The 25,130-nt window shown below is 60.0% G+C and carries 21 protein-coding genes and 1 pseudogene; 6 read left to right on the top strand and 16 right to left on the bottom strand.

The features are described 5' to 3' along the window. Positions 1-82 precede the first annotated feature (82 nt). Positions 83-1,573 carry an MFS transporter gene (locus ACJJU9_RS13860; RefSeq protein ID WP_407728756.1) on the top strand — a complete coding sequence of 497 codons (1,491 nt, stop codon included), beginning with the start codon at positions 83-85 and terminating at the stop codon, positions 1,571-1,573. A 959-nt stretch (positions 1,574-2,532) separates the two neighbouring features. Here the strand turns inward: ACJJU9_RS13860 and ACJJU9_RS13855 are convergent. Next, a complete protein-coding gene (locus ACJJU9_RS13855) occupies positions 2,533-2,994 on the bottom strand; it encodes a MarR family winged helix-turn-helix transcriptional regulator (protein WP_407728755.1) in 462 nt (153 codons plus the stop codon). A 62-nt stretch (positions 2,995-3,056) separates the two neighbouring features. On the opposite strand from ACJJU9_RS13855, the gene ACJJU9_RS13850 reads away from it, so the two are divergent. Next, complete coding sequence (locus tag ACJJU9_RS13850; RefSeq protein WP_407728754.1) at positions 3,057-4,190, top strand: FAD-dependent oxidoreductase; 1,134 nt, start codon at positions 3,057-3,059, stop codon at positions 4,188-4,190. A 78-nt stretch (positions 4,191-4,268) separates the two neighbouring features. On the opposite strand, the gene ACJJU9_RS13845 is transcribed toward ACJJU9_RS13850, so the two are convergent. Then, on the bottom strand, positions 4,269-6,710 hold the full coding sequence (locus ACJJU9_RS13845; protein WP_407728753.1) for a TonB-dependent siderophore receptor: 2,442 nt from the start codon (positions 6,708-6,710) through the stop codon (positions 4,269-4,271). 290 nt (positions 6,711-7,000) lie between these two features. Here ACJJU9_RS13845 and ACJJU9_RS13840 point away from each other — a divergent pair, with 290 nt between their 5' ends. From ACJJU9_RS13840 to ACJJU9_RS13830, 3 genes are all read left to right on the top strand, one after another. Further along, on the top strand, positions 7,001-8,038 hold the full coding sequence (locus ACJJU9_RS13840; RefSeq protein ID WP_123749415.1) for an ABC transporter substrate-binding protein: 1,038 nt from the start codon (positions 7,001-7,003) through the stop codon (positions 8,036-8,038). A gap of 335 nt (positions 8,039-8,373) precedes the next feature. Further along, positions 8,374-8,562 (top strand): hypothetical protein, encoded by a 189-nt coding sequence (locus ACJJU9_RS13835; protein ID WP_153363898.1) that lies wholly within the window; start codon positions 8,374-8,376, stop codon positions 8,560-8,562. 38 nt (positions 8,563-8,600) lie between these two features. Beyond that, complete coding sequence (locus ACJJU9_RS13830) at positions 8,601-11,384, top strand: ABC transporter ATP-binding protein (protein WP_407728752.1); 2,784 nt, start codon at positions 8,601-8,603, stop codon at positions 11,382-11,384. A gap of 38 nt (positions 11,385-11,422) precedes the next feature. Here ACJJU9_RS13830 and ACJJU9_RS13825 read toward each other — a convergent pair whose 3' ends face one another. The 3 genes and pseudogenes from ACJJU9_RS13825 to ACJJU9_RS13815 form a co-directional block, all read right to left on the bottom strand. Next, positions 11,423-12,388, bottom strand: a complete 966-nt coding sequence (locus tag ACJJU9_RS13825) for a FecR family protein (protein ID WP_407728751.1) — start codon at positions 12,386-12,388, stop codon at positions 11,423-11,425. After that, positions 12,381-12,914, bottom strand: a complete 534-nt coding sequence (locus ACJJU9_RS13820) for an RNA polymerase sigma factor (protein WP_123749411.1) — start codon at positions 12,912-12,914, stop codon at positions 12,381-12,383. The genes ACJJU9_RS13825 and ACJJU9_RS13820 overlap by 8 nt, the downstream gene beginning before the upstream one ends. A gap of 111 nt (positions 12,915-13,025) precedes the next feature. Then, positions 13,026-13,382: pseudogene (locus ACJJU9_RS13815) on the bottom strand (glyoxalase superfamily protein); the annotation flags it as partial. Between the two features lie 213 nt (positions 13,383-13,595). Here ACJJU9_RS13815 and ACJJU9_RS13810 point away from each other — a divergent pair. Continuing rightward, positions 13,596-14,081, top strand: coding sequence for an AAA family ATPase (locus tag ACJJU9_RS13810; RefSeq protein WP_407728750.1), 486 nt, complete (start codon positions 13,596-13,598; stop codon positions 14,079-14,081). A gap of 114 nt (positions 14,082-14,195) precedes the next feature. Here the strand turns inward: ACJJU9_RS13810 and ACJJU9_RS13805 are convergent, their stop codons facing one another. The 11 genes from ACJJU9_RS13805 to deoC all read right to left on the bottom strand — a co-directional run bounded on the left by ACJJU9_RS13805 (position 14,196) and on the right by deoC (position 25,097). Then, positions 14,196-14,774, bottom strand: coding sequence for a flavin reductase family protein (locus ACJJU9_RS13805; protein ID WP_407728749.1), 579 nt, complete (start codon positions 14,772-14,774; stop codon positions 14,196-14,198). A gap of 117 nt (positions 14,775-14,891) precedes the next feature. Beyond that, positions 14,892-15,743, bottom strand: coding sequence for a DUF1989 domain-containing protein (locus ACJJU9_RS13800; protein ID WP_153332264.1), 852 nt, complete (start codon positions 15,741-15,743; stop codon positions 14,892-14,894). Positions 15,744-15,757: 14 nt separating this feature from the next. Beyond that, positions 15,758-16,444, bottom strand: a complete 687-nt coding sequence (locus ACJJU9_RS13795) for a GntR family transcriptional regulator (RefSeq protein ID WP_048372704.1) — start codon at positions 16,442-16,444, stop codon at positions 15,758-15,760. Continuing rightward, a complete protein-coding gene (locus ACJJU9_RS13790) occupies positions 16,441-17,949 on the bottom strand; it encodes an amino acid ABC transporter permease/ATP-binding protein (RefSeq protein WP_407728748.1) in 1,509 nt (502 codons plus the stop codon). Before ACJJU9_RS13790 ends, ACJJU9_RS13795 begins: the two co-directional genes overlap by 4 nt. 82 nt (positions 17,950-18,031) lie before the next feature. Then, a complete protein-coding gene (locus ACJJU9_RS13785) occupies positions 18,032-18,877 on the bottom strand; it encodes an ABC transporter substrate-binding protein (protein WP_407728747.1) in 846 nt (281 codons plus the stop codon). A 299-nt stretch (positions 18,878-19,176) separates the two neighbouring features. Further along, positions 19,177-19,797 carry a TetR/AcrR family transcriptional regulator gene (locus ACJJU9_RS13780; RefSeq protein ID WP_048372709.1) on the bottom strand — a complete coding sequence of 207 codons (621 nt, stop codon included), beginning with the start codon at positions 19,795-19,797 and terminating at the stop codon, positions 19,177-19,179. Positions 19,798-19,911: 114 nt separating this feature from the next. Then, positions 19,912-21,000 (bottom strand): endonuclease/exonuclease/phosphatase family protein, encoded by a 1,089-nt coding sequence (locus ACJJU9_RS13775; RefSeq protein ID WP_407728746.1) that lies wholly within the window; start codon positions 20,998-21,000, stop codon positions 19,912-19,914. A gap of 50 nt (positions 21,001-21,050) precedes the next feature. Next, positions 21,051-21,761 (bottom strand): purine-nucleoside phosphorylase, encoded by a 711-nt coding sequence (gene deoD, locus ACJJU9_RS13770; RefSeq protein WP_407728745.1) that lies wholly within the window; start codon positions 21,759-21,761, stop codon positions 21,051-21,053. 2 nt (positions 21,762-21,763) lie between these two features. Further along, positions 21,764-23,005 carry a phosphopentomutase gene (locus ACJJU9_RS13765; protein ID WP_407728744.1) on the bottom strand — a complete coding sequence of 414 codons (1,242 nt, stop codon included), beginning with the start codon at positions 23,003-23,005 and terminating at the stop codon, positions 21,764-21,766. Further along, positions 23,002-24,324: a thymidine phosphorylase gene (gene deoA, locus ACJJU9_RS13760; RefSeq protein WP_407728743.1), complete on the bottom strand. Its 1,323-nt coding sequence runs from the start codon at positions 24,322-24,324 to the stop codon at positions 23,002-23,004. Before deoA ends, ACJJU9_RS13765 begins: the two co-directional genes overlap by 4 nt. Then, positions 24,324-25,097, bottom strand: a complete 774-nt coding sequence (gene deoC, locus ACJJU9_RS13755; protein ID WP_407728742.1) for a deoxyribose-phosphate aldolase — start codon at positions 25,095-25,097, stop codon at positions 24,324-24,326. Before deoC ends, deoA begins: the two co-directional genes overlap by 1 nt. Positions 25,098-25,130 lie beyond the last annotated feature (33 nt).

The raw sequence follows: 25,130 nt of genomic DNA, 5'->3' as shown, positions 1-25,130 counted from the left end.
CTGAAGACACCTCGGGTGATGCTGGCAGCAATACCTTATGGAGCCTTTGCCAGTACCCATCCCTTTGATCTGGAAGATCGCCATGCTGTTCTCCCCCGCACAAAAAGATGCTTTTACCCTGGCTGCCGTGTGCATTGCAGCCCTGATGTTTGGCCTCGAAATATCCAGCGTACCGGCCATCCTGCCTACCCTTGAGGCAGAGCTGAACAGTAATTTCAGCGATCTGCAGTGGATCATGAATGCCTACACCATCGCCTGTACCATGGTGCTGATGGCCATCGGTACACTGGCGGATCGTTACGGGCGTAAACGCGTGTTTATGATCAGCCTGGTGTTGTTCGGCATCACCTCGTTGAGCTGCGGCCTGGCACCCGACAATGACGTGCTGATTGCCAGCCGTTTTCTGCAAGGCATGGCGGCCGGGGCGATGTTGATCTGCCAGGTGGCAGTGCTCTCCCACAGGTTTCAGTCAGCGGCTGCACGGGGTAAAGCTTTCAGCGCCTGGGGCATTGTCTTCGGCATTGGCCTGGGCTTTGGTCCGATCATTGGCGCGGGCATTGTCGCCGTGTCGAGTTGGGAATGGGTGTTTCTGGTGCATGCGCCGATTGCCGTGCTGGCGCTGCTGCTGGTGATTGCCGGGGTCGACGAGTCCAAAGACCCGCAACGTCGGCGTCTGGATGTGCTGGGCATTACGTCGCTGTCATTGGCGGTGCTGGGGCTTTCATGGTTTTTGACTCAAGGTGCGGTCACCGGGTTTGGCACTCGCGAGGCTCTGTTCAGCTTGCTCGCGGCAGTGCTGAGTTTTGCTGTGTTTGTAGGGTCGCAGCGCCGTCGCAGCGATGCGATGTTCGACTTTTCGGTCCTGCGTATTCGGCGTTTTTCGGGCGCGCTGATTGGCGCTGCGGCGATGAACTTCAGTTTTTGGCCTTTTATGATCTACCTACCGTTGTACTTTCAAAACAGCCTGGGCTACAGCAGTGTGGGGACCGGCTTGGCCCTACTGGCGTACACCTTGCCGACGCTGGTGGTGCCGCCCCTTGGCGAACGCCTGGCGCTGCGCTACCGCGCCGAAAGGGTGATCCCCGTGGGTTTGTTCACCATCGGCCTGGGCTTTTTGTTGATGAAATGGGGCAGCAGCGTCGAGCAGGCCAGTTGGCTGACCATGCTGGCCGGTTGCGTACTGGCCGGGACCGGACTTGGCCTGACCAACACCCCGGTGACCAATACCACCACCTGTTCTGTACCCAGCGAGCGCTCAGGCATGGCCTCGGGCATCGACATCAGCGCGCGCATGATCAGCCTCGCGGTGAACATCGCGTTGATGGGTTTTATCCTCGTGCAAGGCACGCTGTCTTCGTTGCGTGGCAGCGTGACCGGCCTGGTCGATGAGGAGCAATTGCGCGTGCTGGCGCAGACCATTTCAGCGGGTAGCGTCAATGGTGTGGGGCAGGGCGCGGCATTGGCCCACGGCTTCGGCTGGGTGATGCTGTATGGCGCGATGGCAGCATGGTTGTTGATGGCGGCCAGTTACTGGGTGTTTCGAGACCGTACTGTAGTCGCTGCCCAAGCTTGAGGATGCGATGGGGTGCGAAGCGCCCCCAGACGGCGGTCCTGCGGCCCGCATCGCAGCCTTCGTGCCTTGTCAGCGACTACAGATAATTGCGGCGCGTGGGCATGGCTGTACTTGTAGTCGCTGCCGAAGTATGAGGCTGCGATGGGAAGCGAAGCGCCCCCAAACGGCGGTCCTGCGGCCCGCATCGCAGCCTTCGTGCCTCGTCAGCGACTACAGGGAAGTGCGGCGCGTGGGTATGGCTGTACTTGTAGTCGCTGTCGAAGCATGAGGCTGCGATGGGGTGCGAAGCGCCCCCAGACGGCGGTCCTGCGGCCCGCATCGCAGCCTTCGTGCCTCGTCAGCGACTACAGAGAACTGCGGCGCGTGGGCATGGCTGTACTTGTAGTCGCTGCCGAAGTATGAGGCTGCGATGGGGAGCGAAGCGCCCCCAGACGGCGGTCCTGCGGCCCGCATCGCAGCCTTCGTACCTTGTCAGCGACTACAGAGAATTGCGGCGCGTAGGCATGGCTGTACTTGTAGTCGCTGTCGAAGCATGAGGCTGCGATGGGGAGCGAAGCGCCCCCAGACGGCGGTCCTGCGGCCCGCATCGCAGCCTTCGTGCCTCGTCAGCGGCTACAGAGAACTGCGGCGCGTGGGCATGGCTGTACTTGTAGTCGCTGTCGAAGCATGAGGCTGCGATGGGGAGCGAAGCGCCCCCAAACGGCGGTCCTGCGGCCCGCATCGCAGCCTTCGTGCCTCGTCAGCGACTACAGAGAATTGCGGCGCGTGGGCATGGCTGTACTTGTAGTCGCTGTCGAAGCATGAGGCTGCGATGGGGAGCGAAGCGCCCCCAAGCGGCGGTCCTGCGGCCCGCATCGCAGCCTTCGTACCTCGTCAGCGGCTACAGAGAGTTGCGGTGCGTAGGCATGGTTGTCGATGGCGGCCAGTTTGTGGGTGTTTCGCACCGCCAGTGCCCGGCGCTAGAGCAGCGCTTCTTCAATCACCATCCGGTCCAGGTTCTGGTTGAGGCGACGCAGTAAAGCCAGCAGTGTTGCCGCCTCTGCGTCGCTAAAACCTTCCAGGGCGCGGCTGCTGCCCGCATCCAGCGCTTCGCGGGCAGCGGGCAGTTTTGCCAGTGCGGCGCCGGTCAATGAAATTAGTTGGCTCCTGCGGTCATCCGGGGCCGGGGTGCGCTGGATCAGGCCTTCACGTTCCATTCTGACCAGGGTTTGCGCCATGGACGGCTGTTCGACCCGGGTCAATTGGGCGAGGCTTTTCTGTGACAGCGCCTCGCCATTGCGCAGCAGGTAGAGCACCGGGACCTGAGCAACATTGAGCCCCAGGCTTTTGAGGCGCCGCTCGCCCAAACGGGAAAAGCTGCGCGCTGCCATGTTGATCAGCGGGGCCGGTTTGGCGAACAAATCCCAATCTAGTGTGTTCATGTAAATGGCCACTCGAGCGTGTTATATAGGAGCCTATATAAATTGAATGAGGCGCCAAGTCCATGACTCAATTACTGCGCATTGCCATTATTGGCGCCGGTCCTGGCGGTTTGACCCTGACGCGGATCCTCCAGCAGCACGGTGTGCAGGCGACGGTGTTTGAGCGTGAGGCGCATGCCCATGAGCGACCGCAGGGCGGCACGCTCGACCTGCATGTCGGTTCCGGGCAGCACGCCATCGAGTGCGCGGGGTTGTCCGAAGCGTTCATGGGCATTGCCCGTTATGAGGACCAGGGCGATCGCCTGTATGACAAGACCGGGCGTTTGATTTACGCTACGGATGACTCCGCAGCGCAGGGCGAGCGCCCGGAAGTTGACCGGACGGCGTTGCGCGAGATGCTCCTGCAATCACTGGCTGGGCCCTCCGTTCAGTGGGGCAAGACCTTGCAGCGCGTGCAGCCCCGTGAGGACGGTACATGGGAGCTGGTGTTCGAGGGCGAAACGGTCGGGCCTTTTGACTTGGTGGTGGGTGCAGATGGCACGTGGTCACGGGTGCGGCCGTTGCTGTCGCGTTATCAGCCAGCCTATACGGGGCTGACGCTGGTTGAGTTTGGCATCGATTCGGCTGACAGCCGCTACCCGGCGTTATCCGCGCTGGTGGGGCCCGGCAAAATGGATGTGCAAGGTGACGGTCGCGGGTTGATTGTGCAGCGCAATGCCCATGCGCATTTGCGCGGTTATGCGATGTTTCGGGTGCCGGCAGGCTGGGCCGATGCGACCTTTGCATTCAGCTCACCGGCAACAGCACGCGCCCGGCTTGAGCAGGAGTTCAGCGGTTGGGCGCCGGTGTTTACTGATTTGATCCGGGCCAGTAACGACCTGCTGGTTGCACGGCCATTGTATGCGCTGCCCGTGGGGCATCATTGGCCCAACCGAAACGGACTCACCCTGATCGGAGATGCAGCGCACGTGATGTCGCCATTTGGTGGGGAAGGGGTGAATGCGGCGATGCTTGATGCGGCCGAGCTTGCGCGCCATTTGCTGAGTAGCGATGACTGGCGCGAAGCGGTAAGGGCGGCTGAAACCGCAATGTTTGAGCGGGTGATCGAGCCGGCGACCCACGCTGGCGAGGCAGTGGCCACCGCGCTATCTCATGTGGGGCTGGAGCTTTCGCTGGAGCACTTTGAACAACGTTAAAAATATCGCAGCCTGCGGCAGATCCTACATCGGACGTAGGAGCTGCCGAGGAACGACGGCTGCGATTTTTTCTCTGCATCAGAAATCCCAGCGCGTGGTCACCATGAAGTTACGCGGTTCGCCGTACACCGCCGAGTTATAGAAGCCGATGTTGGTGAAGTAGTATTTGTCGAACAGGTTGTTGACGTTCACCGTAGCCGAGAGGTTTTTGCTGATCTGGTAACGGGTCATCAGGTCAACCACCCAGTAGTCCGGCTGTTCAAACTTCTCGTACTGGCCGTGCGGTGAGTTCCAGATGTTTTGCCACGCGGTGTTCTGCCAGCGTGCGCCGCCACCCACGGTAAATTTGTCCAGCTGGCCTTGCAGTTTGTAGCTGGTGTACACCTTGAACTGGTCCTGCGGTTCGAAGGTGGAGATTTTCTCGCCGTTGTCGTCGCGCACGATCTTGTGGGTGTAGCCGCCTTGTACCTGCCAGCCAGGGCTCAGCTCGCCCGACAGTTCAAATTCAAAGCCTTTGGTCCGGGCTTTGGTGCCGACGAACGCATAGTTGGAAGGGGTCGGCTTGAGGTTGTTGTAGGCATCATCGGGTACTGAACGGTTGCTTTCCTTGATCTCGAAGTAAGCCAGGCTAGCGTTCAGTCGGCCTTCAAGGAACTCGGCCTTGAGACCCACTTCGTAGTTCTCGCCTTTGTCCGGATCAATCAGGCGATCATTTCGGTCGCGGTTGTAGTTTTCCTGCGGAATGAAAATATCGGTGTAGCTGGCGTACACGGAGTAGGTGTCATTCAGGTCGTAAATGGCCCCGACATAGGGAATGAAGCGCCCGGATTCGCGGTACGACGGCGTGTTGCCAGTCATGTGGTAGTCCACCACGCGGCCACCGACCAGCACTTTCAAGTCATCAGTGACGTTGAAGCGGGTGGTCATGTAGGTGCCGGTCTGGCGAATCACGTCATCGGTGTATTGGCCAACAGGCCCCCAGGCCGGTTTTTCGGCGTGGCCGTCCCAGTTGTTGAAGTCCACCAGATTGGTGCCCTGGTAGATGGGGTTCCAGTAGCCTTGACCCTTCCAGTGGGCCGAGCTGATCGAGCCGCCAAGGACCATTTCATGTTCACGACCAAACAGCTGGAAGGGGCCGCTCACATACAGGTCGGCCGAGTTGCTGCGCGTGTTGCCAACGTAGCGTTGGGCGTTGATCGGGGTGGTGCCGTCTTCATACGGGTAGTCACCCTGGATCGAGCCCATTTGCGCATCGTAGCCATTGAGCTTGTGGTCCAGTTGCAGCTTGGTCACCCAGCCTTCGCCCAGGTCATGCTCAAGCGTGGCGAATACGGTGCGGGTGTATTGCTTCCAGTTGCTCCAGTCGGTGCCGTTGTTGAATGAGCGTTTGACGCTGTTGAGGTCACCCTTGGAATTGATCAGCGGGTAGCTTCCGGACCAGCTCGAGCCCATGGGTTTGTTGTCCTGATAGTCGCCGCCCACGGTCAGTAGTGTGTCGGGCGTCAGGTCAAATTCGAGAATCCCGTAGAACACCGAGGTTTTGCGCGAGTAGTGGTCCTGGTACGAGTTTTTGTCCTGATAAGCCGCGACGGCGCGGCCACGCACGTTACCGGTTTCGGTCAGGGGGCCGCTTACGTCCACTTCGCTGCGGTAGTCGTCCCACGAGCCCGCACCGAGCGTGGCATGGCCTTTGAACTCAGAGGTGGGTTTTTTGCGCACCAGGTTGATGACCGCGCCCAACGAACCAGCCCCGGTGAGCAGGCCGGTCGAGCCCTTGATCACTTCAATACGGTCATAAATGGCCGTGTCGCTCAAGGTATTGCCTGCCGAATAGCCGACGTTGGTGGTGGCCGACGGGATGCCGTCGTACTGGAAGTTGCTGATCGAGAACCCGCGTGCGTAGTAGTTGCTGCGGTCACTGTCATAGGCCGACACGGTGATGCCGGGTGTGTGGCGCATCACGTCGTCGACGTTGTTGAGGCCGAAGTCGTCCATGTGCTGACGGGTCACAACGGTGACCGTTTGCGGTGTTTCACGCGGTGTCAGCACCAACCGGGTGGCGGTGGCGATGGTGCCCGGCGTGTAGGACCCCGAGCCTTCGGTCACGGTACCCAACAGGTTGCTGGTGACCGCTGTCGCGCCCAGTTCCAGTGCCGAACCGGTTTGCGGCACCGGCGCCAGCACCACGGCATTTTCGCCACTCGACTGGGCTTCAAGGCCGCTGCCGCTCAGCAGTTGAGTCAAGGCCTGGCGGGTGGTCATGGTGCCGTTGACGCCCGGCGAGGTAATGCCCTGGGCCATGTCTGCGGAGTAGGCGATTTGCAGCCCGCTCTGGGTGCTCAGTTGGTCCAGCGCATTGGCCAGCGGCTGGCGGGCAATCGCGAAACTGTGGGTGTCCAGCGCTGTATTGCTGACGGAGGTGGTTGCGGGCTCGACGGCCTGAACGTTGCTGTATGCGAGGAAAACAGCGAGCGCCAATGCGCTGCGTGCATAGGTGGTGTTGAGGGTAGGAAAGTACATGCGAGCCCCGAGTGAATAGGAAGTATTTGCAATAACAAACACCTTGACGGGTTGAGCTCACGAAAGCCGTAAAACTTTTTGAATTTTTTTGCGCGGGGCGCGCTTCTACCTGCAATGAAGTGCGTGGGAGCCTGCCATTGTTTAGTCAAAACCGATCCAAGCATCAGGAAAGCAGACTTTTACCCTCAATAGCACCGTGCCACCTTACGCCGTTCATTCAGCCCGCAACAGGAGAGCAAGACCCATTCGAGTGATGTGCAATCACCCTTGAACAGTAGGAGATAACAATAATGATCAAAGCTCTGAAATTCGCAGTTCTGGCAACGGGGATCGTCACTGCCAGCCACGGCCTCGCGGCCGACCTCACCATCGTTTCGTTTGGCGGCGCCAACAAGGACGCCCAGGTAAAAGCCTTCTACAAGCCTTGGCAAAAGGCCGATGGCAGCAAGGTGATTTCCGGTGAATACAACGGGGAAATGGCCAAGGTCAAAGCCATGGTCGACACCGGCAGCGTGTCCTGGAATACCGTGGAAGTTGAGTCTGCCGAGCTGGCTCGCGGCTGCGACGAGGGCATGTTCGAAACCCTCGATCCGGCGCAAATCGGCCTCGACCCCAAAGACTTCGTGCCAGGCGCCATCCAGCCGTGCGGCATCGGCTTTCTCGTCTACTCGACGGTACTGGCCTACAACACCAAGAAGCTGAAAGAGGCGCCTACCGGCTGGCAGGACTTCTGGGATGTCGAGAAATTCCCGGGTAAACGTGGCCTGCGCAAACTGGCCAAGTCGACCCTGGAGTTTGCCTTGATCGCTGACGGCGTTGCGCCTGCCGAGGTCTACACCACCTTGGCGACCAAGGCCGGTCAGGACCGTGCCTTTGCCAAACTGGACCAGATTAAACCGCACATTCAATGGTGGGAGGCCGGTGCCCAGCCGCCGCAGTTTTTGGCTGCCGGGGACGTGGTGATGAGTTCCGTCTACAACGGACGGCTCTCGGCCGAGCAAAAGAAAAAGTATGACCTGGACCTGGTCTGGAACGGCGGGCTCTACGAGTTCGATTCCTGGGCCATCCCCAAAGGCGCCAAGCATCAAGACAAGACCCGCGAGTTCATCGCTTTTACGTTAGAGCCTGAACAGCAGAAAAACTTCGCCGAAAACATCGACTACGGCGCCGCCAACATGCGCGCCATGGACCTGCTCGACAAGGCCCGGATCGCCGAACTGCCCACCGCGCCTGCCAACCTGGCGCAGCAGATCCCGGTAGATGCGCTGTTCTGGGCCGATCACGGCGAACAACTGGAACAGCGGTTCAACGCCTGGGCTTCGCGCTGACCTGAATGACACCGCCATGGTGTGTGAGCCATGGCGGTCGTCCTAATCATATGCGGCTTTCTTCGTCTGGATTCGTCAACTCGGCAATCACGACCACTCAATACGAAGTCCGCACAGTCCCGAGTAAAGTCAGGCCGCGACAGTTTTAATTCTCTGTGCTTTAGCCTAGGACAATTACCGTTCGCCCTCTTGTAGGACGCTTCCCAAAGTTACTCCTTGCGCCTTTTTAGCGTTGCGAGTGCCTTTTCCGTTATCTAGTGTTGGTATGTCGCTGCCGTGTCCCCTCGTTCGACCTGGAGACTCATTCCCTGCATCGCAGCGTGTGGTTCGACATCGTGTCCTTGAGCCGCTTCCTGGGAGCGGGCCCGGAGTTCTCGTGGGATCTGGAGGAGTGGGTGGCCCATTACTGTGCATGCCGTGAGATTCCTGCCCACTATTACGATCTGCAGAAAATCCGCGACTGCCTGCAACGTGTACAGGCCTTGGGGCCTGGGCGGATGTATTACGAGCAGGCGCTGCCATGAGGTGGATGTACTGCTTTACACCGGCATTGTGCTATCGGATGGCCGCTCCCTCTGAAGGACGATCCTTTGCCGATGGTTTTTTCGGCTTGGTCTTTAGCGTTGCGCCCTGGGCGGTCGGCGCTTATGTGCTGGTGTCGTTATTGCAATACAGCGTGCCGTTGTTGTTCATCTATAGGCTGAGCACTCTGGTGATGGCCCAGGGAAGTGCCGATGTCGCGCTCCTGCTGTTCTTGGCCATCAGCGTTTTTTTGCTGGTGGTGAGCGAGCTCAATCTGGAACGCTACATCTCCTTGAGGTTATGCCGCGAGTTCGAGCGCCTTTTGGCGCGTAAAATGCACCTCCGGGTAGAGGTCTCGGTGCTGGAACGGGTAGTTTTGCGGGATTTCAGCATCATTCTCGACGGGATCGGTGCCTGCGTTAACCTGTTGGCGATTCCGATTTTCCTGCTGCTTTCAATCCTGCTGGCGTTGTTGGTCTTTGGCCGCGCAGGGTTCTGGGCGGTTGCGGTGATCGGTGCATTCCTGCCGCTTTCCTATCTGTTGGCCAGGCTCTCGGACCCTAATTACAAGCGGATCATGGACAGGGTGGCACAGCGTATCGAACAGTGTTCGGTATGGTTGCGCGAAGGACCGTGGCTCAAGCAGTTCGCTGACCGCACAGCCTTGCAGAGTATTGAGCGGACGCTGGCGGGCGAACGCTTCCTGCGAAACGTGGATACGCTCCTGCGCGGTGCCGACAGCTATATCATCGGTTTCGGCCGCCTGATTCCTTTTGTCTTGCTGGGGCTGCTGGGCACCTCTGAATCGGCTATGGTCTGGGACGGGGCGATTTTCTGGCTGAGCATTCCGTTGCTGGCGGCGGTGCTCGAGTTACCCCGTTCCTATGTGAGTTACAAGGCTGTCGGCCGCTCTCTGAAAGAGCTCAATGGCCTGTATCAGAATTCCTCCAGGCATTCGCTATTACCCCCAGCTGCAGCCGATAAGGTGTGCGGTTTGATCGCGTTCGATGCCGACTGGCCGATCTGGCCCGCGGCGCTGATCGAGCTGATTCCTGGCCCGCTGGAGAGCCAACGCGAAAATCTGCACGCGTTGCTGGGTGCTTTGCGGCTGATACCCGAGCTAGGACAGGACCCACATCAGGTCCTGCAACTGCCTGTCGAGCTGAACGGGAGCAACCTCTCTGCCGGGCAGCGCATGCGTTTGCAACTGCTGCGTGGGGTATTTATGGCTCGTGCCCAGGATGGGACCCTAAGTATTGATCACGACTTGTCGGCGTTGGACGCTACGGCTGCGTTGGCAGTGAAAGACGCCTTGGAGCGCCTGCCTTGGGTAAGCTTCAGCCCATCGGCCACAAGGGCGATAGCGCTGCGCGAAGGCCCGCTGGCCCAAGTCGGCGAGCGGATGGCTTCGTCAGTGCCTGCCCGAGACCCGCCGCCGGCCCGCTTCAGTCTCGCCGATCTGTTCAAGTACTGTGGCTGGGGTGTGCTGATGTTGTGGGTGCCGGCGCTGATGATGAGCTATGCGGCCAACCTGACGCTGCCAGAGGCCGGTTACTCGCCGTGGCAGGTTCTGTTGTATGTCGTGGCCGGGGTAGGAGCAGGAATCACGGGCGCGCTGTTTATCGAGAATCTGTTGCGCAGCCGCTTTTCCTGCTTGTTCACCGTTGGCCTGCGCGACATCCGGGTCACCGGCCTGGCTGATGCGTTGCAGGTGGTTTCTCGCGATATCACCACTACATTCGAACGCATTGCCTGGTATGCCCACGACATTGCCTGGATCATCGCGTTGTTGCTGTGCAATGGCGTGGCCTTGTGGATGGGGTTTGGCCTGTTCGGCATCGCCGTGGCGCTACTGTTCAGCGGTCTGCTGGCGGTGTTGTATCGTCTTTCGATCAACGAGCTGTATCGAACTCGAGTCGAGAGCGTGAAGGGATTCGACTCCCTTCTACGCTCGGCCCATGTGGCGTTTGCCATTTCCCGGATCGCTGGCGTGGGTTTCGAACGCCTGGGCGACTGGCTGGCGCTGACCCAGCGGGACGCGATAGCTGATGGGCTGCAGCATTTCTACACTACCCGCATGCGCAGCGTGATCGCCCGCAACATCACTGCGGCCAGTTGCACCTTGCTCAGCGATCTGGTGATTGTCCTGGTGGCCCTGATGGGCAGTTTTTATCAGACCTGCGAATCGGCTTTTGTGCTCGCGGTCACGGCCTTGCTGCTGGTGCGTTCCGACCTGGCCAATGTGTTTCTAGCCATCACGGGGTTCAAATCGCAGTCGGTGTCGGTGGAGCGCCTGCAACATTTTGCCCGGCCTAAAAGCTCGGTGGCTGTTGTGATCGCCGGGCAGAGCCTGCGCATCGCGCCCTTTATCGCTCAACGTGGCTATCGCGCTCTGCACCTGGAACTGGGCCGGTTGTATTCGCTGTCTGGCCACTCCGGATCCGGCAAGAGCGAGTATCTCAAGGGCGTGGCGGGTATCACCGATGTGGTCATAGAAGAACCGGGCGCGACGCAGGACCTGACATCAACCCGCTATTACCTGGACAGCAATACCCTGGCGTTGCTCAGCGGTGCGTCCGGGGCAAGCAGATGGCTGGATACCTGGCTGAGCACATTGCCGAAGGAACACCACCATCTTTTATTGCTGGATGAGCCGTTCAGCGCTTTGCCCTCCGAACAACTGGCCGAGCGTGTGCAGGCGCTGCATCGTTTCGTCGAGCGTAGCGGCAACACCCTGGTGTTGGTGGATCATCGTTGCCGACTGGAACATGACATCGAGCTCGGCGAGCTGGTCAGCGGCGACCGGCCCAGGAACGCGGTCTAAGTGACAGTTGCTCGTCGGGCCGTGACGATACTCAACTCTTAATGAATCACCAGCACACCACCGGGCAAACGCGTCAGTTGGGTTGACGTGACTTTATTCAGCGCCTCAACGATTGCCACGGGATTGTTCAGTTGGTAATTGCCGCTGACACGGTGTTTGGCCGCCGCTTCGTTGAACAACAGGATGGGCTGCGGGTAGTAACGCCCGAGGGTGTTCAGCACCTGCGCCAGTGGCTGGTCCTGAAATGACAGTCGGCCTTGCACCCAGGCCATTTGCCGTTCAGCCCCGTCGCTGTTGAGGTCTTGCAAATGACCGTTTTCGAACTGTTGCCAGTTGCCGGCCTGCAACAGGCTTTGCTCACCGGCCTTGTCGGTAAAGCGCACCTTGCCTTCACGTACTGCGACGGTAACGTTCTCGCCCTGGAGGGCCACGCTGAATTGGGTGCCGACCACGGTGACGCGGGCGTCGGCGGCGTCGATTTCCAGCGGGCGCGATGGATCATGGGAGGCTTCGATAAAAAACTCACCCCGCAATAAGCGGATGCGCCGGTGATCGGCGTTGATGTCGGTGCTGATGGCGCTGTTACTGCCCAGCACAATCTGCGAGCCATCGCCCAGGGTGAGGTGTCTGACCTCTGCCACGCCAGTCATTTGATCGGCGCGCAGGTGCATCGGCAGGTCTGACAACCAGGCGCTGGTGAGCATGAGCAGCAGCATCGCTGCTGTGGCAAACGCCCACACCTTGCGCGGCTTGTGGGGCGGGGCGGCGGGCAGGTCGAGATCCAGTTCAAGGCTGCGCAGCGCTTGCTCGAACGCATGGCTTTGCCACAGGTTTTCCAGGGTCTGGTAGGCGGCGCGGTGTTCGGGGTTTGCCGTACGCCATTGTTCAAAGCGTTGACGCAAGGCGGGTTGCCGGGCCATTTCTTCGCGCTGGGCGAACCAGTCGGTTGCCTGACGTTGCACGTGCTCGCTGGGCACAACAGGGGCGGTGGGTGAGTCAGTCATGGGCGGCTTGCTTCTGGATGGCTTTGGCGCAGGCATTAAGCGCAGTACGCAAATCTTTTTCAACCGTACTGATCGAAACATCCAGGCGCTGGGCGATTTCTCCTTTGGACAGGTCCTGTAATCGGCTCAGCACCAGAATCTGTTGCTGGCGCTTGGGCAAGGTCTTGAGGGCAGCCTGAAACTGCTTCAGGGACTGCTGGCCTTGCAGCTGACTGTCCGGGCCGGGGGCGGTGGTGGCGATTTCGGTCAAATGGCGCTCATCGCTGACCTGGCATTCGAAGCGCCTTTTGCTGCGTAAGCTGCGCAGGTGATCGAAGGCCAGGTAGCGGGCGGTCTGATACAAAAAAGGGTGCAGAAACTCCACTGGCCGGGTTTTCAGCGCATGGGCCACTTTTACATAGGTTTCCTGCGCCAGGTCTTCTGCCAGGCTGGCGCAGCCCACCACCCGCGAGAGCATCCGCACCAGCGAAACCCGCTGGTTGATGAAAAGCTCGCTCAGTTTTTGCTGACTGTCCTCTGTACTCATGCTGAACCGCTCCCGCCATTCCCACGCAAATCCAGCGTGCTCGGGGAGCATTCTAATGAGAAACAGTATCATTTCCACATAATTTTTTATCAGCCCGCGCTGGTGGGCCGATCAGCGTTGACAGAATCGTATGCGGTTGCCGAAAGGGTCGTGCACTTCCAGCACTTGGCCCCAGTCCTGTTGAACGATTTGCGGGCGCGCATAACCATAGTGTTTGGCTGCTAACTCAGCGTGAAACAGCTCGATATTGTGCATCGGGACAAACAGCGTCGAACCCGGGCTGGCATCGCCGTGATGTTCCGACAAATGCAGTTCAAGCCCGTTACGGCTGATGCCCAGGTACAACGGCATGCCAGGTTCAAAGCGATGCTCGAACTCCACGTTAAAACCCAGAAACTCGAGATAAAACTCCCGCGCCTTGGCCTCGTCAAACATTCGCAAGATGGGGATGGGTTTTTCGAATTCGATTGAAAACATGCTGCCTCCTGTCACCGACATGTCTGGATGCTCGCGCTGCCAAGCCTTGATGCTCAAGAGAGACAAAAGGGCGGGCAGCTTCAGCCAGCGCCGAGCATAACCAAGCGGGTGCAAAGGTGAAAGTTGCGTGTCTCGGCTGGGCATTGCTTGCTGGCCCGATAGCGGTTGGGCATGATCTTTGGCTCACCTTCAGGAAGGCTGCTTATGACCACCCCCGATCTGCATTTGATGTGCGGCAAGATCGCTTCGGGCAAATCGACCCTGGCAAAGGCGTTGGTCGAAGAGCATGCGGCGATTTTGATTAGCGAAGATCGCTGGCTGGCGGCGCTTTACCCTGAGGAGATTCGTTCGGTAACCGATTACCTGCGCTGCGCCCGGCGCCTGCGTGACGTGTTGCAGCCCTTGGTGATCGACTTGCTGGGTTCCGGTGTCAACGTGGTGCTGGATTTTCCGGCCAACACCGTCGCCGATCGTCAATGGCTGCGGGCCTTGGCTGATCAGGCACAGGTTGCGCATTGTCTGCATTACCTGGACGTCGATGACGACACCTGTCGCGCCCGATTGCGCGCGCGCAACGCCAAGGGCGAGCATGACTTCGCCGCCACCGATGCAGAGTTCGACTTGATCACCCGTTACTTCAAGGCCCCGGATGAGGAAGAAGGATTAACCGTCGTTAGACATAACGCCTAGCCGCCCTGTAGTCGCTGACGAGGCACGAAGGCTGCGATCGGTCGAGCATCGGCCGTAAAGATCGCGAGACAAGCTCGCTCCTACAGTTGGATCGCGTACAACCCGTAGCGAGGGTCAGGCCTCGTCAATATCCAGCGCTTCGCCAGTCGCGTAGTAGTGGCCACCGGCAATGTAGTGCAGGCTGCGCCAGGCCGGGTCGGCGGTTTCGAAGTGCCAATGGCCGTCGCTGAAAACGCGGGTGTCTGCCCAGGCACCAACCACTTCACCTATAAACAGGTCGTAGGCCGACTGGTTGTGCGGTTCGGGGATCAGTTTGCAGGCCAGCCATGCCGAACACCCGGCTACGAAAGGTTGGTCATGCCCTTCAATCGCAAACAGTTCAACACCGCTGTCGCTGAGTTTGTTCGGGTCGGTGTTGAGGCTCAAACTGCCGACTTTGCTGGTGAGTTCAATTTGCGCCACGGTCGGCACCTGAATCACGAACAAGCCGCTGTGCTCCACCAGTTCGCGGGTTTTTACGCTCTTGTCCAGCACCACGGTGAGCTTGGGCGGGGCAAAATCCAGCGCACAAGCCCATGAGGCCGCCATGACGTTTTGCACGCCAGCATGGCGCGCCGAGACCAGAATGGTCGGCCCGTGGTTGATCAGTCGATAGGCTTTGTCCAGCGGGACGGCGGCAATGTGCTTGTCCATTCTTGCTCCTGAATAGAGGGCCGGGTGGGGAGCAGATAATGACTGATTTGTGCAAACCCGTCAGCGGGCCGGCGTTGACAGCGCCGCTGCGGGTTACACGTGCACGGTTCAGGGGTATTACTTTTCCCACTCAGCCTTGGCAATCAGCAAGCCGTGATTGCCCTTATAGGCGGCGCGCTCGGGTTGCTTCCAGCCTTCGAGCAGCGACTCGTCGAGTCTGTAGATTTCTACGCCCAGCGGGCGGCAGACCTTGAGCGGGTCTTCTGCGTCCGGGCCCCACATTGGCAATGACAGGTCGCCGCCAGGGCAGGTCGACAGGGCACACAGCACGTCAATTTCGGCGAAAAACTCCAAGTAATCACCCTGTTTTGCCGGGCATGCCTTCATAAAGTACATGTCGTCGTGGTTCAGGCCGGTGCACTGGAAGATGTTCAGCACGTCATGCACGTCGAACTCGGTCAGGCCGTGGGGCAGGACTGCGCGGGTCAGGTTGGAGTGGCAGTGATGATGAAAGTCTTCGCCGGTGAGCATCTTGTTGACGTAAGGGTCGCAGCGGGTGCCGAGCAAGTCGTGCAGGCGGCCGCCGTGTTCATCAATGCCGTAATCGGCCAGGCTGTCGTCCGTGATGGTCACCAAAGGCCGCAAAAATGGCAGGTTCGACCACAGGCGGTCATAAGTAGTGACGTGCGCGCCCTGCAACTGGCGGGTACGGGCGGCCCACATGCGCTCGCGCGGGTCGTTGGCGTTCCAGATGTTGAAGTCGCCGACTTGCGGACCTACCGGCGTGGTCACGCGAAACACATGGCCTGCGGGTACTTTCCAGGCACGGCCGGTACGGATCGGCACTTCAAACTGTTCGATCAGGGTGCGTTTGCCGGCAGATTCACGCACGCGGTCATAGAAAGGCTTGTCGACTTGTAGCGCGGCACCTTTGCTGACTTGGTAGGCCGCTGGATAGTCCTTGTACATAGTGGGTCCTCTTCTCAGGGTTTGGGCGTGCTGGCCAGAATGTCCAACAGCACGGTTTCGGAATCATTGAGGTAGCTGCTCATGGCTTCCTCGGCGGCTTTCTTGTTGCCTTCGGCGAGCAGGTCGTGGATCTGCCGGTCGCGTTCGAGCCAGGGTTTCTGAAAGTTTTCTTCACTGGGGGCGCTGGAAAACACCAGGCGCATTTGCGCCGCGACCTGGGTGAAAAACTCATCGAACAGCGGGCTGCGCAGCAAGCCGACGATGTGTTGGTGAAAGCGCAAGCTGTGGGTGCCGAAGGCTTGCCAGTTTTCCCGGTCCTGGGCCAGTTGCGCGGCTTCGATGGCTTCAAGCATCAGGTCGGACTGGTACTCACGCAGCGGTTTGCTGGCGGCAATGGCCTGTAATTCGAGGGTGCGGCGCACATTGAAAATGTCGCGCACGTCGTCGATGCCCATGCGCCGTACCATCACGCCTTTGTTGCGTACGTAGCTGGTCAGGCCCTCACGGCCCAGTTGGTGCAGGGCCTCGCGCACGGTGTTGCGAGAGGCGTTGTAGGCATTCACCAGCTCGCTTTCTGTCAGCGGCATGCCCGGCAGCAGGCGCCCGCCAATGATGTCTTCACGCAATTCGATGGCGACCTGATCCGACAGGGACAGGCTTTTTTCCTTGGGCTGATTCACGCTGAGACTCCTTGGGCTCATGCAAGCTGTACGTCTTTGAGGAACTTGGTCATGCGTTCGCTGCGTTGTTCGAGCATCTCGCGTGGCGCCGCGTCCTGGATGATCTGGCCGCCCTCCATAAACACCACGCGGTCCGAAAGCTTGAAGGCGAAGTTCATTTCGTGGGTGACGATGACCATGGTCATGCCTTCGCGGGCCAACTCTTCGATGACCGTCAGTACGTCGCCGACCAGTTCCGGGTCGAGGGCCGAGGTCGGTTCGTCAAACAGCATCACCGAAGGACGCATGGCCAATGCCCGGGCGATGGCCACCCGTTGTTGCTGGCCGCCAGACAGTTGATGCGGGTATTTGCCGGCGTGGTCGAGCATGCCGACCTTTTTCAACAGGGCCAGGCTCAGCAGGCGCAGTTCTTCACCCGCGCCGTGGGCGTGATAGACCGGGGCGAGCATCACGTTCTCCAGCACGGTCTTGTGGGCGAACAGGTTGAAGCCCTGGAACACCATGCCCACGTGCACAATGTTTTGCATGTGCACTTTGTGGCTGAGCGGGCCTTCAGGGTCTTGCGTGCCGCGCAGAAATGGCTGGCCTTGCAGGGTGATCTGACCATGGTCGAGACTTTCGAGACCATTCATGGTGCGGATCAGCGTGGTCTTGCCCGAGCCGGAAGGGCCGATGATCGATACCACTTCACCCCAGCGCACATTCAGGTCCACGCCTTTGAGCACTTCCAGTTCGCCATACGACTTGCGCACGCTTTGCGCTTGCAGGGCGAATTCGCCGGGCGCAGCCTGATCGCTGTTACGCCGGGTAACCACTTGACCCAGTTCCGCCGGGGCGATGGTTTTGGGTTTGCGGCGGGTCACGTCCAGATGGTTTTCCAGCAGGTGTAGCAGGCGGCTGAACACTGTGACGATAAGTACGTAATAGAACGCCACGGCCAGCATGGTCTCCATCACGAGGAAGTTCTGGGTGTACAGCTGTTGGCCCACCAGAAGGATTTCTGACAGCGAAATCACCGACACCAGCGAGGTCAGTTTGACGATCGTGATGTATTCATTGGCCAGGGTGGGCAGCGCGACACGCAAGGCTTGGGGCACCACAATCAGGCGTTGAATGCCTTTATAGTCAACGCCCAGCGCCTTGCCGGCCTCCAGTTGCCCTTTGACCACGGCCAGCAGCCCGCCACGGTGGATCTCGGCGATATACGCCGCTTCACTGAGCACCAGCGCAATAAGCCCGGCGCTGTAGGGGTTGGACAACACCACGCTGGTGGACGGAAACACCTGCGGCAGGTTGTAGACAAAAATCAGCAGGACCAGCAGCGGCAGGCTGCGAAAGAACCAGATATACAGGCCCGCGGCATTACGCAGCCAGCGGCGTTGCGACTGTCTGGCCAGGGCCAGAAAGAAGCCGAAGATGATCCCCAGCACCCAGGTTTCCAGGCTCAGTTCAACCACCGTCGCGACGGCCCGCCAGAAGTCACCGTTCCACAACAGGCCCAGGGTGTAGTGCCAATCGAATTGCATGTGCTTGCTCCGAATGTCTGTGATCGTTGCGCCGGTAGGGAAACACCGGGGATCCGCTACCGGTTACGCCTCACGGGGTGTTTCAGTTGCCCAATGCCGTGCTGATTTCCTGAGCCGTGGGTTCAGCCAGGTTGTAGCGGGCGAGCAGTTGGCCGTAACTACCGTTCTGCTTGATTTGCGCGAGGGCTTCGGTCAGTTCTTCCAGCAGCGGCTGGTTGCCCTTGCGCACGGCCAGGCCGATGACCACCGGGTAAATCAGTTCGTTGGAACTGATAACGGTTTTGCCCTGAAGTTTTTCGACGGTGATCTTGGCTACGGCCGGGTCTTCCATTTGCACGTCGACCGCGCGTGACAGCAGGGCCTGAGTAGCTTCCGGCGATGTCGGGAACTCGCGGGACTCAATTGCTGGCTTGCCATTGGGCAGGCAGTACTCGGCGGAAACCTGGTTGAGCTTGGGCACCCACGAGGCGCCTTTGATCGAGCCGACGCGCTTGCCGCACAAGTCCTGGGGTTGCTGAGGCTTGAAGTCGCTGCCGCTGAGCACCATCAGCGATGAGCCGGTTTTCAGGTAGCTGACAAAGTCGACCTGCTTGGTGCGCTCCGGGGTGACGTAAAGCGCCGAAGCCACCACGTCGAAGCGCTGGGCGTTGACTCCGAGAATCAGGTTGGCGAAGCGAGTATCGAGAAAGCGCGGCTTCAGCCCCAATTGCTGGCCGAGCAACTGGATGAACTCCGGGTCGAACCCGGCAGGTTGTTTTTGATCCAGGTAGGTGTAAGGCGGGTAGGTCAGGTCGGAGCCGATCGACAGCTCCCCTTGTTTGAGCGTGCCTTTGACCTCTGCCGCCGATACCAGCGGCGCTAAACACGCAAGGGCGACTGTCAGCGCCAGGGTGTGCTTGGTGGTTTTGCTCATCAGACCTTTACGCATCTTCGTATCCTCGGTGGGTGACAGCAGTGCGGCAATGATTGTTCAACAATCTGTTATTAGTGAGTAAGCGTATTTCGTGCCAACTATTATTTTTGGCGTGCGAAAGAGCGCTTTAGAGTCAGGTAAATGATTTTTTGAGGGGGGAAGGTGCGCTTAAGCGGTGCGATTTGTTACCGGGCGCCACGTTTTGGGGCGGGGTGTGGGGCAGTTCAATGTGTAGGAGCGAGCTTGCCTCGCGATCTTTTCAAAAATCAAAAGATCGCGAGGCAAGCTCGCTCCTACAAGGGGGCAAGGGCAGCCTATGGCTCCAGCCCGATGCCACGCAGGATGACCGTGGTGATGGTTTGTACCGCCTGGTCAAACTGTTGGTCTGACAGCGGCTGGTGGCCGTTGAGCACGTTGACCTGGTAGTCGAAGTCCGCGTAGTGCTGGGTCGAGGCCCAGATCATGTACAGCAGGGCAGAGGGCTCGACCGGGTTGATGCGTTTTTCTTCAACCCACTGGCGGATCTTCTCCTCCATGAATTTGGCGCCCTTGGACATGTGTTCTTCGAGCATGTCCTGAAACAGTGGCGCCCCGCGCATGATCTCGTTGGCCCAGAGTTTTGAACCGTGGGGGCGCAAACGCGAGTGGGTCATTTTTTTCATCACGTAGCTGGTCAGTACCACGCGCGGGTCGTCGAACTGCACAAAGCAGTCGCCTTCCAGATCCCAAGTGCCGAGCAGGTTAACCAGCACTTCGCGGTAGAGGTCTTCCTTGGTGGTGAAGTAGTAATGCAGGTTGGAGCGTGGCAGTTCGGCATGCAGGGCAATGTCGGCCATTTTGGTCCCGGCATAGCCTTGTTCGGCAAAAATTTTCTCCGCGGCTAAAAGGATTTTTTCGACGTTTTTTCGGCGGATTTTAACTTTAGGATTGGTCATCGAATTCCATATTCGGGCGAAGGATCAGCTCGGGTTTATGCGTGCGTAGCATAGTTCAAATCATTTACAAAAATCAGGTCAGCCGCCTGAACAGACGGCCGACTGGCCCGTTTTTCAAGGCGTAGGGCGGAAGATTTCTGCGTACAGCGGCCAGTGGTCAGACACGCCTTCGGCATGCCGGGCACTGTCAAAACGTGCCGGGCTGCCCCAGCGATTGACCTGGTACGGGCTATGGTTGGCCAATCGGATGCTCGCCGGGTCAACCTGCCAGCCATTGAAGCCGCCCGCCGTGGTCATTTGCTTGGGGAACAGCAACATGTCGAAGAACGACCACTCGCGCTTGGTGTGGTAGTAGTAGCTGCCTTTGCAGTCATTGCAGCCAATGAATTGCGAGACTGCCCAGGTGCTGGCCAGGTCTTTGGCGATATAGCCATTCTGTTTTTCTTCCCCGGCATTGATGTTGAAGTCACCGCCGACAATGGGCAGCACATCGCTTGGCAGTTCGCTTTTCAGGTGTGCCAGATACGCCACGGCTTGCTGGCGCAGGTAGCCCGGAGCGCCGCCAGACGGCAAGTGCACGGCGAACACGGCGGCCTTTTGGCCACCCGGCAGCAACAAGCGCACTTCAAGAATGCCGCGGGTTTTGCTCACGCGTTCCTGATCTTCGTTGCCCAGGGCTTTGTACGGCACGCGGTGCAGTCGGGCCTTGTCCCATTGCGGTAAACGGCTGAGCACGGCGGTGTCGATACCCCGCGCATCCCAACCTTCGATCAGCACACGGGTTTTGTAGTCCGACTTGCCGAGGTGGCTGTTGAGCTGCTCAATCACGTTGATGTTTTCAACTTCGTCGAGCATCAGGATGTCCGGGCCACGGCCCTGGTTGACCTGCTGGATGACGGCGCTCAGGCGTTTGAGTTTTTCGTTGAGCAGGGCGTCGGTCCAGTCGTTTTCTTCACATTCCTTGCGCCACGCCGCCACGTCAATTTTGGTGCAGGTGGCGAGGTATTCAGGGTGAGCTTGCTTGACGCTCAGGGGCAGGTAGGCGTAGTCGTCCTTGCCCTCGTCGTGCACGGTGTCGAAGAGGTTTTCGACGTTATAGGTCATCAGCGACACCCGCGCTGTGTCGGCGCTGTGATGGGGGGTGCAGGCGCTCAGGCACAGGACGCTCAGCGCAATGGCGATAGGGGCACGGAGGAATTTCATGGTGGATCGATCCAGGCAAGTAGGGAAGTTTTAGTCTTAAGCGTCAGGGGCTACGGAGTGGTCAGCGCCTCCAGGCTCAACTGCATCATGGTGTGGAAGTCGTCCTGGCGTTGTTGGGCGCTGAGCCTGTCACCGGTGAGGATGTGGTCGCTGACGGTGAGTACGGTCAGGGCTTTTTTCCCCAGCTCGGCGGCAACGCCATACAGCCCGGCCGCTTCCATTTCGACGGCCAGCAAGCCCATTTTTTGCATGCGTTCAAACAGGCCGGCCTCTGGTTCGTAGAACAGGTCGGCGGAAAAAATATTGCCGATGTGTACCGGCAGTTTTTGCCTGTCGGCCTGACGCACCACCCGTTCAAGCAGGCGGTAATCGCAGATGGCGGCAAAGTCGTGGCCGGCCAGACGTTTGCGGTTGACGTTGGAATCGGTGCAGGCGCCCATGGCGATGACCAGCTCGCTGAGCTGTACGTGGGGCTGCACCGAGCCGCAGCTACCGACGCGGATGATCTGTTCCACGCCAAACTGGCTGAACAGTTCATGGGCATAGATGGACACCGAGGGGATGCCCATGCCGGAGCCCATCACCGAGATCCGCTGGCCGTTAAAGCGGCCGGTGTAGGCCAGCATGTTGCGCACGCCGTTAACCTGCACCACGTCGGTCAGGTAGGTGTCAGCGAGCATTTTGGCGCGCAGCGGGTCGCCGGGCATCAGCACGGTGTCTGCAAAGGCGCCAGGTTCGGCGTTGATGTGCACAGTGGCCATGATCAGTTGCCTCGCGCCGGTGTTTCGAGAAGAAAAGACCGCCCATGGGAGCATGGCGGTAGCCTGAAGAAATCAGCCAGGGTCTGGCCAAAATCGGCAAAACTGTCGCGTTCGCCGAGGCTGCCAGGCGTAATGCCTGCGCCCCAGGCCAACACGGGAATGTGTTCGCGGGTGTGATCGCTGCCGGCAAAGCTGGGGTCGCAGCCATGGTCGGCGCCAAGCAGCAGCAGATCGTCAGGGCGCATCTGCGCGAGCAACTCGGGCAGGCGCCGGTCGAAGGCCTCCAGCGCTGCGGCATAGCCGGGAATGTCCCGGCGATGGCCGTAGAGCATGTCGAAGTCGACAAAGTTGCTGAATACCAACGTGCGGTCCGGGGCATCGGCCAGCGCGCTGAGGGTGGCGTCGAACAGCGCATCGTTACCGTCGGCCTTGTACAAACGGCTGATACCACGGTGGGCAAAAATATCGCCGATCTTGCCCACGGCAAATACCTGGCCACCGGCTTCGCACAAGCGGTCAAGTACGGTCGGGGCGGGCGGCGGCACGGTGTAGTCATGGCGGTTGCCAGTGCGCACGTAGGTGCTCGGGCTATCACCTTTAAAGGGTCGGGCGATGACCCGGCCGATGGTGTACGCATCGCACAATTCACGGGCGATTTCGCACAGAGCCAGCAACCGCTCAAGGCCAAAGTCGTCCTCGTGGGCGGCGATTTGCAACACGCTGTCGGCCGAGGTGTAGAGAATCGGCTTGCCGCTGCGCCGATGCTCGTCGCCCAATTGCTCGAGGATAATGGTGCCGGAGGCGTGGCAGTTGCCGAGAATGCCCGGCAGATTGCCCCGTGCGATCAAAGCCGCCAGCAGTTCGGGCGGGAAGCTGTTTTGCTGTTCGGTAAAGTAACCCCACTCAAACAGCACCGGCACACCGGCCATTTCCCAGTGCCCGGACGGTGTGTCTTTGCCGCTGGACAGCTCACGGGCGTAGCCGTAGGCGCCATCAACCCGACTATCGGCTGGCAGGCCGGGCGGGAACACCCCGGAGCTTAATGCAGCGGCATGCCCCAGCCCGAGGCGGGCCAGGTTGGGCAGGTGCAGCAGCCCTTGGCGTTGTGGAGTGTTGGCTTCGCCACGGGCGCAGGCCTGGGCGATATGCAGCAAGGTGTTGGCCCCGTTGTCACCAAAGGCGTCGGCATCGGCGCTGGCGCCAATGCCGAAAGAGTCGAGCACCAGCAGCAGTGCCCGGCTCATGAAGCCTCCATCAACAGCTGCACGATCAACGGCGAGGCGCTGTCGGTGTGCTCGGTGATGGTATAGGCCGCAAGCACGGCCTTGGCGGCTTGCTCGGCCTTGAACGGGTTGCTGGCATGAACCATGGCCAACGGTTGACCCGCCTCAACGTGTTCGCCGGGGAGCTTCAACTGGCTGAGCCCGACGCTTGGGTCGATGCGGTCTTGCGGGTGCAGGCGGCCGCCGCCCAGAGACACCACGCAAATGCCGATGGCCCGGGTATCAATGCTGTTGACCACGCCCGACACCGGGGCGCAGACCGGGATCACTACCTCGGCTGAGGCCAGGTAGGCCTGCGGGTGATCGACCAGGTCGGCCGGGCCGCCGAGTGCTTCGACCATGCGTGAGAAGCGGCGCAGGGCTTCACCGCTGCGCCAGGCGTCGAGCAAGTGCTCACGGGCCTGCTCGGCGCTGCTGGCCAGGCCTGCACAGAGCAGCACTTGGGTGGCCAGCGCCAGGGTTACTTCCCACAGGCGCTCGCTGCGCACTTCACCGCGCAACAGGGCAATCGCTTCTTCGACCTCCAGCGCGTTGCCCGCCGAGCGCGCCAGCGGCTGATTCATGTCAGTGATCAGGGCGCGGGTCTTGACTCCGGCACCGTTGGCTCCGGACACCAGCGAGTCGGCGAGGGCCACGGCGTTGTCGGCGGTGGACATAAACGCGCCGTTGCCCACTTTGACGTCGATCAGCAGCACATCGAGGCCTGCCGCCAGTTTTTTGCTGAGGATCGAAGCGGTGATCAGGTCGATGGATTCGACGGTCGCGGTCACGTCGCGAATCGAGTACAGGCGCTTGTCGGCCGGGGCCAGATCACCGGTCTGGCCAATGATTGCGCAACCCACGTCAGCGACGATGGCCTGCAAGCGCTCGGGGGAAGGCAGGCTGTTGTAGCCGGGGATGCTGTCGAGTTTGTCGAGGGTGCCGCCGGTGTGGCCCAAGCCGCGCCCGGAGATCATCGGCACGTAACAGCCGCAGGCGGCCAGCAGCGGTGCAAGCGGCAGGCTGACCATGTCACCGACTCCGCCGGTGGAGTGTTTGTCTACCACAGGGCCCGGCAGGTTCCAGCTCATGACTTGTCCTGAGTCGCGCATGGCCAGCGCCAGGGCGACGCGTTCCTGCACCGTCATGCCCTTGAGCATCACGGCCATGGCGAAGGCGGCGATCTGGCCTTCGCCAATGCTGTTGTCGGTGATGCCGCGAACAAAGCGCTGGATATCGCTGTCGCTGAGGGGCAGGCCTGCGCATTTGCGACGAATGACTTCTTGTGGCAACCAGTTCATCAGTACGCTCCTTGCGCTGGGGTGTCGGCACTCAGGCCGATGAGTTCAAGCGTGTTGTCGAGCAGGCTGGAGGCGCCAAAGCGCAAGTGGCGTGGCGTGACCCAGGCTTTGCCAAGCGTGTGCTCGGCCAGCCACAGGTACACGGCTGCGTCGCCCAGCATGCGCATGCCGCCTGCGGGCTTGAAGCCGACGTTCGGGTTGGTTTTGGCGATCACATGCAGCATCAATTCAGCCGCTTCAGGGGTGGCGTTGACCTTCACTTTGCCGGTGCTGGTCTTGATAAAGTCGGCGCCGGCTTCGATGGCATCGATGCTCGCCCGGCGGATCAGCAAGGCGTTAAGCTCGCCGGTTTCGAGGATCACTTTGAGCAGCGCGCGGCCTTCGCACAGCGCTTTGCAGGCGGCGACCAGCTCGCGCCCGCGTTGTTCGTCGCCGCCAATCAGGGCGCGGTATGGGTAAACCACATCGATTTCGTTGGCCCCGTCTGCCAGTGCCTGGCTAATTTGCGCCAGCACCTCGGCCAGCGGCGCATCGCCTGCGGGGAAGTTGCACACGGTGGCCACCTGGATCGAGTCGCCACCCAGGGTATTCAGGGTGCTGCGCGCCAAACGGACAAACTGCGGGTAGACACACACTGCGGCGACAGGCCCGACCGGGGTCAGGGCCTTGCGGCACAGCGCCTGGATGCTGGCGTCGGTGTCGTCGGCGTTGAGTGAGGTAAGGTCCAGCAGGGCGATGACTCGACGTGCCAGTTGGAGTTCGGTGTCATTCATGTCGGTTCTTCGATCTTTCAAGGGCGCCCGGTC

The organism is Pseudomonas helleri, assembly GCF_045830615.1.
Taxonomy (GTDB): Bacteria; Pseudomonadota; Gammaproteobacteria; order Pseudomonadales; family Pseudomonadaceae; genus Aquipseudomonas; species Aquipseudomonas helleri.
Note: the sequence above shows the minus strand (reverse complement) of the source record. Positions and strands in the feature narration are given on the sequence as shown.

Coding starts and splice junctions, on each gene's coding strand:
- ACJJU9_RS13860 (WP_407728756.1), top strand. CDS start 83: ATGCTGTTCTCCCCCGCACAAAAAGATGCTTTTACCCTGGCTGCCGTG.
- ACJJU9_RS13855 (WP_407728755.1), bottom strand. CDS start 2,994: ATGAACACACTAGATTGGGATTTGTTCGCCAAACCGGCCCCGCTGATC.
- ACJJU9_RS13850 (WP_407728754.1), top strand. CDS start 3,057: ATGACTCAATTACTGCGCATTGCCATTATTGGCGCCGGTCCTGGCGGT.
- ACJJU9_RS13845 (WP_407728753.1), bottom strand. CDS start 6,710: ATGTACTTTCCTACCCTCAACACCACCTATGCACGCAGCGCATTGGCG.
- ACJJU9_RS13840 (WP_123749415.1), top strand. CDS start 7,001: ATGATCAAAGCTCTGAAATTCGCAGTTCTGGCAACGGGGATCGTCACT.
- ACJJU9_RS13830 (WP_407728752.1), top strand. CDS start 8,601: ATGGCCGCTCCCTCTGAAGGACGATCCTTTGCCGATGGTTTTTTCGGC.
- ACJJU9_RS13825 (WP_407728751.1), bottom strand. CDS start 12,388: ATGACTGACTCACCCACCGCCCCTGTTGTGCCCAGCGAGCACGTGCAA.
- ACJJU9_RS13820 (WP_123749411.1), bottom strand. CDS start 12,914: ATGAGTACAGAGGACAGTCAGCAAAAACTGAGCGAGCTTTTCATCAAC.
- ACJJU9_RS13810 (WP_407728750.1), top strand. CDS start 13,596: ATGACCACCCCCGATCTGCATTTGATGTGCGGCAAGATCGCTTCGGGC.
- ACJJU9_RS13805 (WP_407728749.1), bottom strand. CDS start 14,774: ATGGACAAGCACATTGCCGCCGTCCCGCTGGACAAAGCCTATCGACTG.
- ACJJU9_RS13800 (WP_153332264.1), bottom strand. CDS start 15,743: ATGTACAAGGACTATCCAGCGGCCTACCAAGTCAGCAAAGGTGCCGCG.
- ACJJU9_RS13795 (WP_048372704.1), bottom strand. CDS start 16,444: ATGAGCCCAAGGAGTCTCAGCGTGAATCAGCCCAAGGAAAAAAGCCTG.
- ACJJU9_RS13790 (WP_407728748.1), bottom strand. CDS start 17,949: ATGCAATTCGATTGGCACTACACCCTGGGCCTGTTGTGGAACGGTGAC.
- ACJJU9_RS13785 (WP_407728747.1), bottom strand. CDS start 18,877: ATGCGTAAAGGTCTGATGAGCAAAACCACCAAGCACACCCTGGCGCTG.
- ACJJU9_RS13780 (WP_048372709.1), bottom strand. CDS start 19,797: ATGACCAATCCTAAAGTTAAAATCCGCCGAAAAAACGTCGAAAAAATC.
- ACJJU9_RS13775 (WP_407728746.1), bottom strand. CDS start 21,000: ATGAAATTCCTCCGTGCCCCTATCGCCATTGCGCTGAGCGTCCTGTGC.
- deoD (WP_407728745.1), bottom strand. CDS start 21,761: ATGGCCACTGTGCACATCAACGCCGAACCTGGCGCCTTTGCAGACACC.
- ACJJU9_RS13765 (WP_407728744.1), bottom strand. CDS start 23,005: ATGAGCCGGGCACTGCTGCTGGTGCTCGACTCTTTCGGCATTGGCGCC.
- deoA (WP_407728743.1), bottom strand. CDS start 24,324: ATGAACTGGTTGCCACAAGAAGTCATTCGTCGCAAATGCGCAGGCCTG.
- deoC (WP_407728742.1), bottom strand. CDS start 25,097: ATGAATGACACCGAACTCCAACTGGCACGTCGAGTCATCGCCCTGCTG.